The 13,398-nt window shown below is 63.4% G+C and carries 14 protein-coding genes and 1 tRNA gene; 6 read left to right on the plus strand and 9 right to left on the minus strand.

The window, feature by feature from the left end:
- The first annotated feature begins 12 nt into the window (after window positions 1-12).
- Complete coding sequence (locus BDK61_RS12180) at window positions 13-201, plus strand: hypothetical protein (RefSeq protein ID WP_121303937.1); 189 nt, start codon at window positions 13-15, stop codon at window positions 199-201.
- Here the strand turns inward: BDK61_RS12180 and trpG are convergent.
- From trpG to trpD, 4 genes are read right to left on the minus strand one after another with little or no spacing between them, the layout of a single operon-like run.
- A complete protein-coding gene (gene trpG / locus BDK61_RS12185) occupies window positions 198-821 on the minus strand; it encodes an anthranilate synthase component II (RefSeq protein WP_121303341.1) in 624 nt (207 codons plus the stop codon). The two genes, BDK61_RS12180 and trpG, sit on opposite strands and share 4 nt — an antisense overlap.
- Complete coding sequence (gene trpE, locus BDK61_RS12190; RefSeq protein WP_121303342.1) at window positions 818-2,428, minus strand: anthranilate synthase component I; 1,611 nt, start codon at window positions 2,426-2,428, stop codon at window positions 818-820. The genes trpG and trpE overlap by 4 nt, the downstream gene beginning before the upstream one ends.
- Window positions 2,425-3,069 carry a phosphoribosylanthranilate isomerase gene (locus BDK61_RS12195; protein ID WP_121303343.1) on the minus strand — a complete coding sequence of 215 codons (645 nt, stop codon included), beginning with the start codon at window positions 3,067-3,069 and terminating at the stop codon, window positions 2,425-2,427. The genes trpE and BDK61_RS12195 overlap by 4 nt, the downstream gene beginning before the upstream one ends.
- A complete protein-coding gene (trpD, locus tag BDK61_RS12200) occupies window positions 3,066-4,061 on the minus strand; it encodes an anthranilate phosphoribosyltransferase (protein WP_004957230.1) in 996 nt (331 codons plus the stop codon). The genes BDK61_RS12195 and trpD overlap by 4 nt, the downstream gene beginning before the upstream one ends.
- A gap of 178 nt (window positions 4,062-4,239) precedes the next feature.
- On the opposite strand from trpD, the gene BDK61_RS12205 reads away from it, so the two are divergent.
- A tRNA-Val gene (locus tag BDK61_RS12205) sits at window positions 4,240-4,314 on the plus strand.
- Between the two features lie 142 nt (window positions 4,315-4,456).
- Complete coding sequence (locus BDK61_RS12210; protein WP_007190763.1) at window positions 4,457-4,810, plus strand: Cdc6/Cdc18 family protein; 354 nt, start codon at window positions 4,457-4,459, stop codon at window positions 4,808-4,810.
- A 13-nt stretch (window positions 4,811-4,823) separates the two neighbouring features.
- Here the strand turns inward: BDK61_RS12210 and BDK61_RS12215 are convergent, their stop codons facing one another.
- Entirely contained in the window at window positions 4,824-5,315 is a 492-nt protein-coding gene (locus BDK61_RS12215; protein ID WP_004957239.1) for an HTH domain-containing protein, read from the minus strand.
- A gap of 181 nt (window positions 5,316-5,496) precedes the next feature.
- Window positions 5,497-5,817 (minus strand): lycopene cyclase domain-containing protein, encoded by a 321-nt coding sequence (locus tag BDK61_RS12220; protein WP_004957242.1) that lies wholly within the window; start codon window positions 5,815-5,817, stop codon window positions 5,497-5,499.
- 108 nt (window positions 5,818-5,925) lie between these two features.
- Here BDK61_RS12220 and BDK61_RS12225 point away from each other — a divergent pair, with 108 nt between their 5' ends.
- Complete coding sequence (locus BDK61_RS12225) at window positions 5,926-7,068, plus strand: CBS domain-containing protein (protein WP_121303344.1); 1,143 nt, start codon at window positions 5,926-5,928, stop codon at window positions 7,066-7,068.
- 18 nt (window positions 7,069-7,086) lie between these two features.
- On the opposite strand, the gene BDK61_RS12230 is transcribed toward BDK61_RS12225, so the two are convergent.
- Both BDK61_RS12230 and BDK61_RS12235 read right to left on the minus strand, forming a co-directional pair.
- A complete protein-coding gene (locus tag BDK61_RS12230) occupies window positions 7,087-8,100 on the minus strand; it encodes an NADP-dependent oxidoreductase (protein ID WP_004957248.1) in 1,014 nt (337 codons plus the stop codon).
- A gap of 186 nt (window positions 8,101-8,286) precedes the next feature.
- Window positions 8,287-10,512: a CDC48 family AAA ATPase gene (locus BDK61_RS12235; protein WP_004518130.1), complete on the minus strand. Its 2,226-nt coding sequence runs from the start codon at window positions 10,510-10,512 to the stop codon at window positions 8,287-8,289.
- Window positions 10,513-10,712: 200 nt separating this feature from the next.
- Here BDK61_RS12235 and BDK61_RS12240 point away from each other — a divergent pair, with 200 nt between their 5' ends.
- Both BDK61_RS12240 and larC read left to right on the plus strand, forming a co-directional pair.
- Window positions 10,713-11,129 carry a universal stress protein gene (locus tag BDK61_RS12240; RefSeq protein ID WP_121303345.1) on the plus strand — a complete coding sequence of 139 codons (417 nt, stop codon included), beginning with the start codon at window positions 10,713-10,715 and terminating at the stop codon, window positions 11,127-11,129.
- 46 nt (window positions 11,130-11,175) lie between these two features.
- Window positions 11,176-12,492: a nickel pincer cofactor biosynthesis protein LarC gene (gene larC, locus BDK61_RS12245; protein ID WP_121303346.1), complete on the plus strand. Its 1,317-nt coding sequence runs from the start codon at window positions 11,176-11,178 to the stop codon at window positions 12,490-12,492.
- A 2-nt stretch (window positions 12,493-12,494) separates the two neighbouring features.
- Here the strand turns inward: larC and BDK61_RS12250 are convergent, their stop codons facing one another.
- The gene (locus tag BDK61_RS12250) at window positions 12,495-13,259 is read right to left on the minus strand and encodes a hypothetical protein (protein WP_121303347.1); all 765 of its coding nucleotides are present in this window, start codon (window positions 13,257-13,259) and stop codon (window positions 12,495-12,497) included.
- Window positions 13,260-13,398: the final 139 nt, after the last annotated feature.

Here is a 13,398-nt window from a genome sequence, read left to right on the forward strand (position 1 = left end):
CCTCTCTATAGTATGTTGCCACTCCTCCAGTTCGGATCGCTTCCGTCACTGCCAGCGTTACTCGTCGGCTTGCTGGCTATCGCCGTGGTCCTGCTGGTCGGTCGGCTCGTGATGAAGGTGGCGTGGCGACTCGTCATCATCGCTATCATCGCCGTCGCCGTCCTCTGGATACTCGGAATACTGGGCTTTCAAGTCATCTAGAGCCCGGCGAGGAAGTTCCGGATCACGTCGTGACCGACTGCGGTCAGGACCGACTCCGGATGGAACTGAACGGCTTCGATGGGGTGCTCACGATGGCGGACGCCCATCACCAGTTCCGTGCTGTCTTCGGTCTCTGTTGTCGCGCTGACGACGAACTCCTCAGGAACGTCGTCGGCGATAAGTGAGTGATAGCGTCCGCCCTGGAACCCCTGTTCCAGCCCTGCAAAAACGCCCTTTCCGTCGTGGTCGATGGGGAACGCCTTGCCGTGAATCGGCTCCGGCGCGCGACCGATGGTGCCGCCGTAGGCGTACACCGCCGATTCGAGGCCGAGACAGACACCGAGTGTCGGCACGTCAGGACTGACCTCACGGAGGACATCCAGCGTGACCCCGACATCGCGTTCGTTCTTCGGATGGCCCGGGCCCGGCGAAAGGATAATCGCGTCGGGGTCGAACGCCTCGACATCGTCGAGCGATGCCGTGTTCCGGACGACTTCAGTCTCGGCGTGCTCGGAGACGTACTCGACGAGGTTGTACGTGAACGAGTCGAAGTTGTCGACGAATAGCACCCGGAGGTCGTCCCTGACGGCGTCCGCACCAGCGGGCTGTGCTGTGCTCATCGGGTCACCTCCTCGTGGCCTACAGCGCGCTCTGCCACGTCGACCGGTTCCCCTTCGATTTCCTCAAGCGCCGTCAACACGCCGTCCATCTTCTGCTCAGTCTCGATGTATTCGCTTCCGGGGTCCGAATCCGCGACGATGCCGGCCCCGGCCTGAACGGTGATGCGGTCCCGGTCACCCTCGTCCTCGACCGTCGCCGAGCGGATGACGATGGCGAAATCGGTGTCGCCGTCCCAGTCGAAGTAGCCGACGCCGCCGCCGTAGGGACCCCGCGGCGAGCGTTCGAGTTCGTCGATGATCTCCATCGCGCGGATCTTCGGTGCGCCCGAGAGCGTCCCCGCCGGGAACGTCGCGCGGGCGGCGTCGAAGGCGTCCCTGTCCGCGGCGAGTCGGCCCGTCACCGTGGATTCGATGTGCTGGACGTGGCTGTACTTGAGGACGTTCATGAACTCCGGGACGCGGACGCTACCGGCCTCGGCGACGCGGCGCACGTCGTTGCGCGCGAGGTCGACGAGCATCGTGTGTTCGGCCCGCTCCTTGCCGTCGGCGAGCATCTCACCGGCGAGGCGGCGGTCCTCAACCGGAGAGTTCCCGCGCGGGCACGTCCCCGCGATAGGATTCGAGACGACGTGGTCGCCGGCGACGGAGACGAGCGTCTCCGGACTCGCGCCGACGATGGTCAGGTCATCGTAGCCCAGCAGGTACATATACGGTGAGGGGTTCACCGCCCGGAGGGCCTCGTAGAAGCCCAGCGGGTCAACGTCGCCGTACAGCTCTCGGGTTCGGGAGATAACGCCCTGATAGATGTCGCCCGAGAGGACGTACTCCTTTGCGCGTTCGACGGCGTCCTCGTACTCGTCTCTGGGGCCGGCGACTTCGTCCTCGCGGCGGAAACCGCCGGTCTCAAGCGGTGACAGGTCCGAGAGCACGGCCTCGACCCGTTCAGCTTCGGCGACCAGTTCGTCGTAGCGCTCGCCGGCGTCCTCGCCTTGCCTGACAACAGGCGTGAACACGAGCGAAACAGTGTCCTCGACGTGGTCGAACCGGACGGTCGACGTGGTGAGGACGAACTGCGCGTCCGGGAACCGCGAGTCCGGGCGGTCGAGGCCGACCTCGTCGAGCCAGAGGTCGTAGACGGCGTCGTACGAGAGAAAGCCCACGAGGCCGCCTTCGAGGTGCTGGCGGTCCATCGCCGGGAAGTTCCGCAGTGCCACATCGGGCATCGCCGCCCGGAGGTCATCAACCACGTCGCCGCCGTCGGTCGTCACGAGGTCGGCGTAGCGGTCGTCGAACGCCTCGACCTTGCTCTCGTCACCGGTCACGGTGACGACGGCGCGCGGGTCGTAGCCGACGAAGGAAAAGCGGGCGTGGCGGTCGTCCGTCTCCGGCGCGAACGCGCCGTCGGGGTCGCTGGAGGCGACCTTTTCGGCACTTTCGAGCAGGAACGTGTAGTCGTTGGCGGCCACGTCGCTCGTGCGACCAGTCAGGGCCGCGTACGCGGTCAGTGGCTCCACGTCTACGTCAAGTTCCGCAGCGGTGCGGACGACGACCGGACGGTCGGCCTTGGCGTGTTCGACGAACTCCTCGCGGGAGATATCGAGAGTCATACTGCGCCCTCCGGCGCTTGCTTTGCGTTCCGCACGAACCGTCCAACTGCGTCGTGGTCTTTCGTGCCGCCAGCGGACTCCACGCCGCTCGCCACGTCGACGGCAAACGGCTCGACTGTCTCGACGGCCTCAGTCACGTTCTCGGGGGTCAGCCCGCCGGCCAGCACGATAGGCACGTCAAGCGAGTCAACGAGATCGCGCGTGCGCTCCCAGTCGTGTGTTTCGCCCGTGCCGCCACCGCCGTCGGCGTCGATCGAATCGACGAGCAGGGCGTCGGCATGGGTGGCGTAGTCCTCGATGGCCGGCGCGTCTGCCTCGACCACGGCGACAATGTCCTGAGTGATTCGGTTGTTGAGGGCCCCGAGTTCCGCCGGCGAGAGGCCGTCGTGGACCTGCACCGCGTCGGGCTCGATCCTGTCGATACGTCTGACGGCCTCTTGCACCGTCGTCGGCATCATCACCAGCACGCTCGTCACGAACGGCGGGACGCCATCAGCGATCGTTTCAGCCGTTCCCTCGTCGACCTCCCGCGGCGTATCGACCGGGACACCGTGGATGATACCGACCGCGTCAGCACCAGCTGTAACGACAGCATCGCGGTCCTCGGTGTCCGTCACGCCGCAGATCTTCACGCGCGTCATGCCCCGATCAGGTCGTCGAGTTTGTCGGCTGCCGCGCCCGACTCGATGGCCTGTCGGGCCTGTTCGACCCCCGCTTCGTGCGTGTCGGCGACGCCGGCGACGTAGATGGCTGCGCCGGCGTTGGCGAGGATGATGTCCCGCTTCGCGCCGGTGACGTCACCGGTGACGATGCCGCGAAGGTCGGCCGCGTTCTCTTCCGGCGATCCTCCGGAGATAGCCTCGATGTCGCGGGTTTCCAGACCCATGTCCTCTGGGGTGATGGTGTACTCCGCGATCCGGTCGTCGGTGACCTCTGCGACAACCGTCTCGCCGTGGATGGCGATCTCGTCGAGGCCGTCACCGTGGACGACCAGCGCCCGCTCAACGTCCAGTCGGGCCAGTGCCTCAGCCATCACGGGCACGAGGTCCGGATCGTAGACGCCCAGCACCTGTGCATCCGCGTCGGCAGGGTTCGTCAGCGGGCCGAGAATATTGAACACAGTCCGCATTCCGAGTTCCTGTCGCGGGCCGATGACGGCCTTCATCGCCGGATGGAATACGGGCGCGAGCATGAAGCCGATGCCGTCTCGTTCGATCGTCTCCTCAACGTCCGGCGGTTCGGCCTCGATGTCGACGCCGACCTCTTCGAGCACGTCGGCGCTCCCCGAAGATGAAGAGACAGAGTAGTTGCCGTGTTTGGCGATGGGGACGCCAGCCCCGGCGGCGACAATGGCACTCGTTGTCGAGACGTTGATTGTGTTGTAGTCGTCGCCACCGGTTCCACAGGTGTCGACAAGCCCCTCGCGGTCGGGCCGGATGGTCCGTGCGGCGTCGCGCATCCCCTCGGCAAAGCCGGCGATCTCAGCCTCCGTCTCCCCCTTTGCCCGCAGTGCCGTCAGGAGCGCACCGATTTGTGCCTCAGTTGCATCCTCGAAAACAGTCGTCGCAACAGCTCGAGCTTCCGCCTGTGTCAGGTCGTCACCGTCAGTGACGCGCTCAATATACTCTTTCATTGTATTCACCAATGGACTTTTTCGTGTTGTGATGTACAAATCCGTACATTGACTTAAGCCTATCGGGACCCCTGCTCGCCGACGAGTATGTGTGGGCAATCAACAGACAACGTGGTGATACGGAATTCGAAACCTTCAATTATACCCACCGGAAACAATGTGGTGTACCTCGCAGTGAGGGTTCGTGGTCTAGGTCGGTTATGACACCTCCTTGACATGGAGGAGGCCGGCGGTTCAAATCCGCCCGAACCCATTTCTACTGTCGCTACCTCCCGAGCGGAGCGAGTCGGCAGCGACCTGTGGAGTAAGCAGAGTCGTGTGCAAGGGCGCATATCTCGACGCTCCGACAGGGGCATCCCATAGTTTCTTGCCCCAACCGCGTTAGAGTCATCTATATGAGAGATCAGGTCGAGTCGGCGGACGCGTTCGAACAGTTCGTGCTCCTTGCGGTTGCAGAACTCGAAACGGCCGGTGAAACGCCAGTCCACTCCTATCATGTGACCCAGACGGCGAAAGCACATCTCGCGGATGTCGACCGACAGCCGTTCGGCGGCGTCGAGCGCCAGAAGGTCATCTCGGCGCTGGGCCAACTCGCCGACAAGGGGCTGTTGCGCACCGAACAGACGCAGTCACCGACGGGGAAAGGACGGCCGGGGTACGAACTGGCCGGAGATCCAGAAGAAGTGCTCGAAGTGCTGTCAGCGACAGACGAGTTTGAACCGTACGTCGACGCGGTCTGGTCCTCATAGCGGGCCCCACTCGTTAGACGACGCTCACGCCGCCGCGCTCCTGATCGAGGGCGGGTGGCTGGCCCGCTTCGAGACGTTCGAGACGGTCCATGATCGTATGGACGACGTCGTCTTTCGTACACGGTGCGACATGGACGAGTTCGCTGCCGTCGTACTCAGCCAGCCCCATGACGGGCAGCGCCATGGCGTCGTACGCCGACTCCGCCACTTCTGAATCAACGGTTGTGTCCTGATAGAACGATTCGAGCGAGACGTTGTTGCTCAGTGCCCACTGCTTGAACTCGGCGACACGGTTCAGAATGTACTTGCCTTCTTCCGTCCGTGCGGCGGCCGACTGCGGCGCGATCTGTTTGCCCCAGACGATGACGTTGAACCCGTCGATGTGGTCGTTCTCGTCGAGTGTCTGGAGATGGTCGATGACAGCTTCCTGCCGTTCGTGTGCGCCGTCGGGCAGCATCGACCGGACATACAGCTCGATGTGAGGTGTCGGCGTAGTATCACTCATAGCTATCGGACGACACTCCCGGCTGACACATATAGATACTGTGAGAGATGTCTGCATAGTGCAGATAGTGTCATCAGGGCCTGAAGAGTGTGAAATCAGCCGCTCCAGTGCATACCTCTCCTTCCAGTCGTAACGCTGGCTCGGGAGCGGTTAACAGCTGAAACCAATATCTGATTTCTAACTATTCGCTGTTCGACCCAGACGAAAGACCGTGGAGGTTCTCGTGGATGCCGAGGATGAGCGCGGGAACGACAATCATGAAGATATGCTCCTCAATGGGAATCCCGAGGAGGTCGACACCGGTTCGGAGTTTGATCGCGAAGACACCGACGGTCAGTGTGTACCAGTCCCAGACGTACGCGATTGGATAAAGCACGACGATGGTCTTGGCCGCCATCCGGAGGGCGTTGGCACGCCAGAGCAACGCGAGCGCAACAGTCCCCCAGACTACCTCTGTGACCAGATACGTGTAGGGGCCGAAGACACCGATGTCAGGTAGCATACAGCCACCTTAGATCCAACGGCCTAAAGCTTAGTTCGTCTCTCGATTTCCGGGGACTAAACCAACCTTGATAACCCCACACGTCGAATCTACGAATTGTGAAGAACTATGGATATTGCTGATATCGCCACCAGAGAATTTGTCGAGGTTGACGCCAACAAGCGCTTGGGGAAAGTCCGGTCTATCTTCGAACGCGAGAATCCCAAGGGTATCATCGTCACGGAAGACGGTGACTACACTGGCGTGATCACGCAGAAACAGCTGGTCCAGTCCCATGTCGAGGACAACGCGAAAGCGGGGGCGATGACGCGCTCGGCACCGAAGGTTGAGCGCACCGACGACGTGCGCGAAGTCGCGCGCGTCCTCGTCGAGGGTGGTGTCAAGCTCGCGCCGGTGTTCAAGGCGGGCGAGCTCTGGGGTATCGTCACTGAGGACGATATCCTCGATGCGGTTCTCGACAACCTTGACGCGCTGAGCGTCGAGGACATCTACACGCGAGATGTCATCACGGTGTCCGAAGACACCAACGTCGGGCAAGTCGTCAATCTCCTCCGGAAACACGGCATCTCCCGGCTTCCGGTGCTCGGTGACGACGATGGCCTGACCGGGATGGTCACGCGCCACGACATCGTCGACGTCGTCGTCCGTGACATGAACAAGACGACGCGGGGCGACCGCTCCGGCGAGATCGAGCGCGTGCTCGACATGCCCGTCTACGACGTGATGAGCAGCCCCGTAGAGACGGCGAAGCTCGGCGACTCCGTCGAGGATGCCGTCGCGCGGATGCTCGAAAACGACTTTGCCGGGCTCGTCGTCACGCCGGAAGACGACGACACTCACGTCGCCGGCATCCTCACGAAGACCGACGTGCTCCGCGCACTGACCTACACCGAGGAGGAACACATGGACGTTCAGATCACGAACATCAAACTGCTGGACACCATCTCCCGCGCGGACATCCGCTCTGACATCGAGCAAGTCGCAGACAAGTACGGGGCGATGCAGGTCCAGCACGCCCACGTCCGGTTCCACGAGCACAAGGAGAAGCTCCGTGGCACGCCGCTCATCCAGTGCCAGATCCGCCTGCGAACTAACAAGGGCCAAGCGGCCGGCTCCGGTGAAGGCTACGGCGCTGAAACCGCATTCAACGTCGCGCTCGACAAGCTAGAGCGCAACGTGCTCGAACTGAAAGGCGTCCAGGCCGACGAGGAGTACCGCGGCCAGCTCCTCCGCAAACTCGGCGAACTGTAACCGAGGAATCGCTCTTTTCTACCGTTCGGCGACCTGCACGAGCTGCTTGCCGATGTTCTCACCCTCGAACAGCCCGAGGAACGCGTCGGGCGCGTTCTCGATGCCTTCGGTGACGGTCTCTCGATAGGAGATGTCGCCCGAGGCGACCCACTGACCGAGCTGCTTCGTCGCTTCCTCGAACCGCGGCTCGAAGTCGGAGACGAGGAGACCTTCGACGGTCGCACGGGACTGGATGACCTGTGTCAGCTTGCGCGGCCCCATCGGTATCTCCTCGCTGTTGTACAGCGAGATCTGTCCGCAGACGGCGACGCGCGCGTCGGTGTTGAGCCGCGTGAACACCGCGTCGGTAATCGGTCCGCCGACGTTGTCGAAGTAGGCGTCGACGCCGTCCGGTGCGGCCTCGTCCAGTGCGGCCCGGTAGTCGTCGGTCGTCTTGTAGTTGATGCCCACGTCGAAGCCCAGATCGTCTTCGAGGAACGAGACTTTCTCGTCGGAGCCGGCGAAGCCAACGACGCGTGCGCCCTGTAGCTTGGCGAGCTGGCCCGCAACGGAGCCGACGGCCCCGGCGGCCCCGGTGACGACGAACGTGTCGCCGGCCGCAGGCTGTGCGACTTCCCGGGTACCGAAGTACGCTGTCAGGCCCGGCATCCCCAGAACGCCGAGTGCCGTCGAAATCGGTGCGAGTTCGGGGTTGACCTCTGTGAGTACCGGTCCGGGTGCTGTGGCGTACTCCGCCCACTCTAGCTCACCAGTGACGACATCGCCTTCGTCGAAGCGTGCGCCGTTGGATTCGACGACCTCACCGACAACGGCACCCTTGAGTGCGTCGCCTACGTCCCACGGCTCTTCGTACGATTCGCTGTCACGCATTCGGTCGCGCATATACGGGTCGACAGAGAGGTACAGCGTCTTGATGAGCACCTCGCCGGGCCCCGGTTCAGGGATTTCTTCCTCGGAAAGCTCGAACGTATCGTGGTCGGGGGTCCCTTCGGGGCGCTTCGCTAGCCTGTAAACGCGGTTAGTGTTCGACATCACCCCCTATACACTTGGGACCCGAAAGGGGGCTTCGAAAGGAGAAACAAACACCGGTTGTATAGTTTATCTAATAATTATACACGGATATTGTGCAACCACCGAAAACGCATCGCTGCTCAGGAGCGGTGACGCAGAAAAACGCGTTCGAATCGCAGCGAGGGACAGGAATCGAGGTCGCCGGAGTTACTGGAAGCCGATCCGGCCGCCGGTTCCGGCCTGGCGCTGCGGGCTGGAACCGCCTCTGAACTCCTCTTCCATCTGCTCGTAGTACTCGCGGATGTCGTCGGTAATCGTCGGGCGCACGCTGTCCATCGCCTGCCGGAAGTGACGCATCTCGACTTCCTCCGCGTCGTCGTCCTCACGGAGTGCCTCGATGGCAGCCTCCCGAGCGATAGATTCGAGGTCCGAGCCGACGAACCCATCGCTGACTTCGGCCAGTTCGCGCAGGCTCACATCGGGCGACAGCGGCGTGTCGTCCGTGTGGATCTTCAGGATCTGCTCACGGCCCTCGATGTCGGGCTCGCCGATCATCACGAGCCGGTCGAACCGGCCCGAACGGATTAGCGCCGGGTCGATCATGTCCGGCCGGTTGGTCGCGCCGATGACCATCACGTCCTCCATCTCTTCGAGCCCGTCGAGTTCGGTCAGGAGCTGATTGACGACGCGCTCGGAGACGTTCGACCCCATCTCGCCGCCCCGACCCGGTGCCAGCGAGTCGAGTTCGTCGAAGAAGATGATGGTCGGGGCGACCTGGCGGGCCTTCCGGAACGTCTGCCGGATGGCCTTCTCGCTCTCGCCGACCCACTTCGAGAGCAGTTGCGGGCCACGGACCGAGATGAAGTTCGCATCGGTCTCGTTGGCGACAGCTTTCGCCATGAGCGTCTTCCCGGTGCCGGGTGGGCCGTACAGCAACACTCCGGACGGCGGCGTCACGCCCATGCGCTCGAACTTCTCCGGGGAGTTCATCGGCCACTCGACGGCCTCCTGAACCTGCTCTTTAGGCCCACTGAGCCCGCCAACGTTGTCCCAGGACATCTTCGGGAGTTCGACCAGCACCTCCCGCATCGCCGATGGACTCACCTCGTTGAGTGCGCCCTTGAAGTCGTCCCGCTTGATGATCATCCGGTCGATGAGGCTCGGCGGGATGTCCTCCTCGTCCAGATCGATCTCGGGAAGGTAGCGCCGGAGCGCCTTCATCGCGGCCTCCTTCGTGAGACTCTCGATGTCGGCTCCGACGAAGCCGTGCGTGTCCGTCGCCAACTTGGCGAGATTTACGTCGTCGGACAGCGGCATGCCGCGGGTGTGGATCTGGAGGATTTCCTCGCGACCGACCTCGTCCGGCACGCCGATCTCGATCTCGCGGTCGAAGCGGCCCGGGCGACGGAGCGCGGGGTCGACGCTGTCGACGCGGTTCGTCGCGGCGATGACGATGACCTGCCCTCGCGATTCGAGGCCGTCCATCATCGTCAGCAGCTGGGCGACGACACGGCGCTCGACCTCGCCGGTTACGTCCTCGCGCTTGGGCGCGATGGAGTCCAGCTCGTCGATGAAGATGATCGAGGGCGATTCCTCGCTTGCGTCCTCGAATATCTCGCGTAACTGCTGTTCGGACTCGCCGTAGTACTTCGAGATGATCTCGGGGCCGGCAATAGAGAAGAAGCTAGCGGAGGTCTCGTTGGCGACAGCCTTCGCAAGCAGCGTCTTCCCGGTGCCGGGCGGGCCGTGGAGCAGAACCCCCTGTGGCGGCTCGATGCCGAGCTTCTTGAAGATCTGGGGGTGTTTCATCGGCAACTCGACCATCTCTCGCACCCGCTGGATCTCGTTTTGCAGCCCGCCGATGTCCTCGTAGGTGATGCCGCCACCGGTCTTCTCGAAGCCGGAGATCGGTTCCTCGCGGAGTTCCACCTCGGTGTCTTCGGTGATGAGACAGACGCCCTCGGGCTCGGTCTCGACGGCAATGAGCGGGATGGCCTGTCCGGGCGAGCGCATGAACGGGTGGTTCGTCGAGGACATCACCGGGACGATGTCGCGCTCGACGACCGGCCGTTTCAATATCTGCCGCTTAACCATGCCAGCGGCGTCGGAGCCGAACTGGACCGACGCTTCCTCGGGCGGCGCGAGGACGAGCTTGTCGGCCTTCTCGGCCTCGGCCTTCCGGATTGTGACGCGCTCACCAATACCCACGTCAGCGTTCTGGCGCGTGAAGCCGTCGATGCGAACAGTGTCAGTGTTCCAGTCCTGCCGGTCGGCCCGCCACACCTTGGCCGCGGTCGTGTCGCTCCCCTCTATCTCGATGATGTCTCCGGGGGAGAGCTTGAGATGCAACAACGTATCGGGGTCGAGTCTGGCGATACCGCGTCCCGAGTCGTTCGGGTACGCCTTCGCCACTTCCAATTGAACTTCGTTCATAGTAGAGCCTGCTTACAATGAACTCGGGTAGCCCCGGAGATATGCTTTATGCTACCGGCGGCCAAGACGCAGGGCGACGGGTTTATATGATACCTAATAGCACACCGCACAGTAGGGGGTAATAGCCACCGGTCTGGGTTGCCGTGACACAGGCTGCCGCCATCGCCGCGTTTCATAAGGCTGGACGCGATAGCGCCGGTATGGTATTTCTCGTTCCCTTCGATGGGTCACCGCTTGCAGATGCGGCACTCAACCGCGCCGTCACCTACGCTGAAGCGCTTGACGAGGACGTCGTCGCTGTCGCGTTTATTCCGACTGGCGCCGACTACGCCGAGCGCCGCCGCCGCGTCGACCCGACCGAGGACTTCGCCGCCGAAACCGCTGTGGACGACCTCCGGCGCAAGATCGAGGAGGCGACCGACGACTCTGAACTCCGCTACGACGACGTAAGCGCTCACTCCACCAGCGAACTGTCGACGACGATCAGACAGACCGCCCGCGACGTTGACGCCAACGTCGTGTTCCTCGGCAGCGACGACACCGAGGACATCGTCGTCCCTATCGGCGAAGTCACAGACGGCGAAGACTACGACGTCCACATCGTCCGCCGGACTTGAGGACGTAGCAAGAGGGCTTTTACTGGCGCGGCCTGACCCTCCGGGTATGCGAACACTCGCTTTCGACGGCCGGATGGGCGCGGCCGGTGATATGCTTCTGGGGGCGCTGCTGGCTGCCGGAGCCGACCGCGACGCCCTGTCGGTCGTTGAGGACACACTGGATATCGAGTACGCTGTCTCCGAGGTGGACCGCCGCGGGATTGCTGCAACGCGTGTCGACGTGCTGCTGACCAACGCTGCTAGCGACGGCGATGGGTCTCAGGACCACGCTCACGACGGTCACTCGCATTCTCACACCCATGACGAGGGGCATGGCCACACTGAGGACGACGCACATGCTCACTCCCACGACGAGCACACCCACGCCGAGGGCCACGGCCCGAGCCGAACGTACGCTGAAGTCGTCGAACTCGTCGAAGGGATGGACCTGCCGGCGGCCGTCAGGGCGGACGCGCTGGCGATCTTCGAGATACTCGGCGAGGCCGAAGCGTCGGTTCATGGGACGGACCTTGACGACACACACTTCCACGAGGTCGGGGCTGACGACGCCATCGCCGACATCGTCGGTACCTGCCTCCTGCTGGATGATCTCGACGTCGAACAGGTCGTGACGACGACGCCGGCGACGGGGGGCGGCACCGTGGAGATGAGCCACGGTACCTACCCGGTTCCGACTCCGGCGGTAGTCGAAATCGCGGAACAAGCCGACTGGTCGCTGCAGGGTGGCCCCATCGACAGGGAACTCCTGACGCCGACCGGCGCGGCAATTCTCGCCCACATCGCCGAGGGAACTGAGTCGCTGCCGCCGCTCGACATCAACGCGTCGGGGTACGGCGCTGGCGGGTGGGATCTTGACGACCGCCCCAACGTCTTGCGGGCGATGGTCGGCGACAGCGCGGGGCGACTCCGCCGCGACGAAATCACGGTGCTTGAGACGAACGTCGACGACGCTCCGCCCGAGGTGCTTGGCGACCTCCAGCGCTCGCTCCCGGACATCGGTGCCCGCGATGTATCGATAGTCCCGACGACGATGAAGAAGTCACGGCCCGGTCACATCATCAAGGTCATCTGCAGACCGGAAGACGCTGAACGGGTCGCGCGCCGTCTCGCAGAAGCGACCGGGACGCTCGGCGTGCGCGAATCCGGGGCCGGCCACCGCTGGGTCGCCGACCGGGAGTACGAGACAGTCGTACTCTCCGTTGACGGCGAGCAGTTCGAGGTCACGGTCAAGATCGCAAGTGACACCGACGGCACAGTGTTCGATGTGAGCGCGGAATACGATGACGCCGCGGCTGTCGCGGACGCGACCGGACTCCCCGTCCGCGAGGTGATGCACCGGGCCGAGCGGATGGTCCGGGAGTAACGCTATCCACTGTCGGGTTCACCCTCCTCGGTCGGACTATCGCTGTTGTGTTTGGCCAGTGCCTCCTCGACGGTGAGTGCACCGGTCGCGACCTGCCGGGCGAGTTCCTCGCTGATCGCCCGGTTCGTATCGCTTGCCTCCCGCGAGCGGTCTTTGATCTTCTGGAGTTCGCCGGCCGTGGGTTCGATGGTCCGGCTCTCGATTTCCTCGCCGTCGAGGCGAGCGATGTTGACCGCGGCCAGCACGTCGCCCATTCCGCGTGCGCCGGAACCGAGATACGGCGTTGTCCCCGTTTCGTCGACCAGCTCCACCGGCACAGACTGGATCTCGTCGATGAGACGCGCACCGACGAGTCGCGCGCCGTCGCCGATGCGAACGACCGGGTCGACCGCGTCTTCGACTTCTTCCCGAACGATTTCGGTGATGTCCGCTGCGGGCACCTGAAACGCCGCGACGACCATATCGCCGTGGAGAATCGCGACGCCCGGCCGTTCGCCGGGGTCGATACCGATGACGGTGCGGCCGTCACCACCCCGAAGCGTCGAGATAACAGCTTCGACGGCTCGACGTGGTGTGTCAGGGTCCGCCTGCACAAGGTCGACACCGTCGGGGATTTCGACCGACTCCCCGGCCGCGATGACCGCGACCTCTGCCTCCCCGGGCCATTCGTCGCCCGGTTCGATGGTTGTGAACGCCACGCCACGGTCGCGTAGCTCGTTGACGACACCGTGGTACACTTCGAAGTCCGCTGTGGCGACGACAATCACGGCCGGATTTCGGTCGCCGATTACTTACAGATGTGGGAGTCCGTTGGTCCGCGTGTCTGTTGCAGATAATCGCTTGACGCGTGCTGATACATCTATGTAGGGATCTCTCTGCTTCCGATTACGTTTGACTGGGTTTTTA

Source organism: Haloarcula quadrata (assembly GCF_003634715.1).
Lineage (GTDB): Archaea > Halobacteriota > Halobacteria > Halobacteriales > Haloarculaceae > Haloarcula > Haloarcula marismortui.

Bases quoted from the DNA above. Each gene is read 5' to 3' on its own strand.
- trpD (WP_004957230.1), bottom strand. From the start codon at position 4,061: ATGAAAGAGTATATTGAGCGCGTCACTGACGGTGACGACCTGACACAG.
- BDK61_RS12180 (WP_121303937.1), top strand. From the start codon at position 13: ATGTTGCCACTCCTCCAGTTCGGATCGCTTCCGTCACTGCCAGCGTTA.
- BDK61_RS12225 (WP_121303344.1), top strand. From the start codon at position 5,926: ATGGATATTGCTGATATCGCCACCAGAGAATTTGTCGAGGTTGACGCC.
- larC (WP_121303346.1), top strand. From the start codon at position 11,176: ATGCGAACACTCGCTTTCGACGGCCGGATGGGCGCGGCCGGTGATATG.
- BDK61_RS12220 (WP_004957242.1), bottom strand. From the start codon at position 5,817: ATGCTACCTGACATCGGTGTCTTCGGCCCCTACACGTATCTGGTCACA.
- BDK61_RS12240 (WP_121303345.1), top strand. From the start codon at position 10,713: ATGGTATTTCTCGTTCCCTTCGATGGGTCACCGCTTGCAGATGCGGCA.
- BDK61_RS12235 (WP_004518130.1), bottom strand. From the start codon at position 10,512: ATGAACGAAGTTCAATTGGAAGTGGCGAAGGCGTACCCGAACGACTCG.
- BDK61_RS12210 (WP_007190763.1), top strand. From the start codon at position 4,457: ATGAGAGATCAGGTCGAGTCGGCGGACGCGTTCGAACAGTTCGTGCTC.
- BDK61_RS12215 (WP_004957239.1), bottom strand. From the start codon at position 5,315: ATGAGTGATACTACGCCGACACCTCACATCGAGCTGTATGTCCGGTCG.
- trpE (WP_121303342.1), bottom strand. From the start codon at position 2,428: ATGACTCTCGATATCTCCCGCGAGGAGTTCGTCGAACACGCCAAGGCC.
- BDK61_RS12230 (WP_004957248.1), bottom strand. From the start codon at position 8,100: ATGTCGAACACTAACCGCGTTTACAGGCTAGCGAAGCGCCCCGAAGGG.
- trpG (WP_121303341.1), bottom strand. From the start codon at position 821: ATGAGCACAGCACAGCCCGCTGGTGCGGACGCCGTCAGGGACGACCTC.
- BDK61_RS12195 (WP_121303343.1), bottom strand. From the start codon at position 3,069: ATGACGCGCGTGAAGATCTGCGGCGTGACGGACACCGAGGACCGCGAT.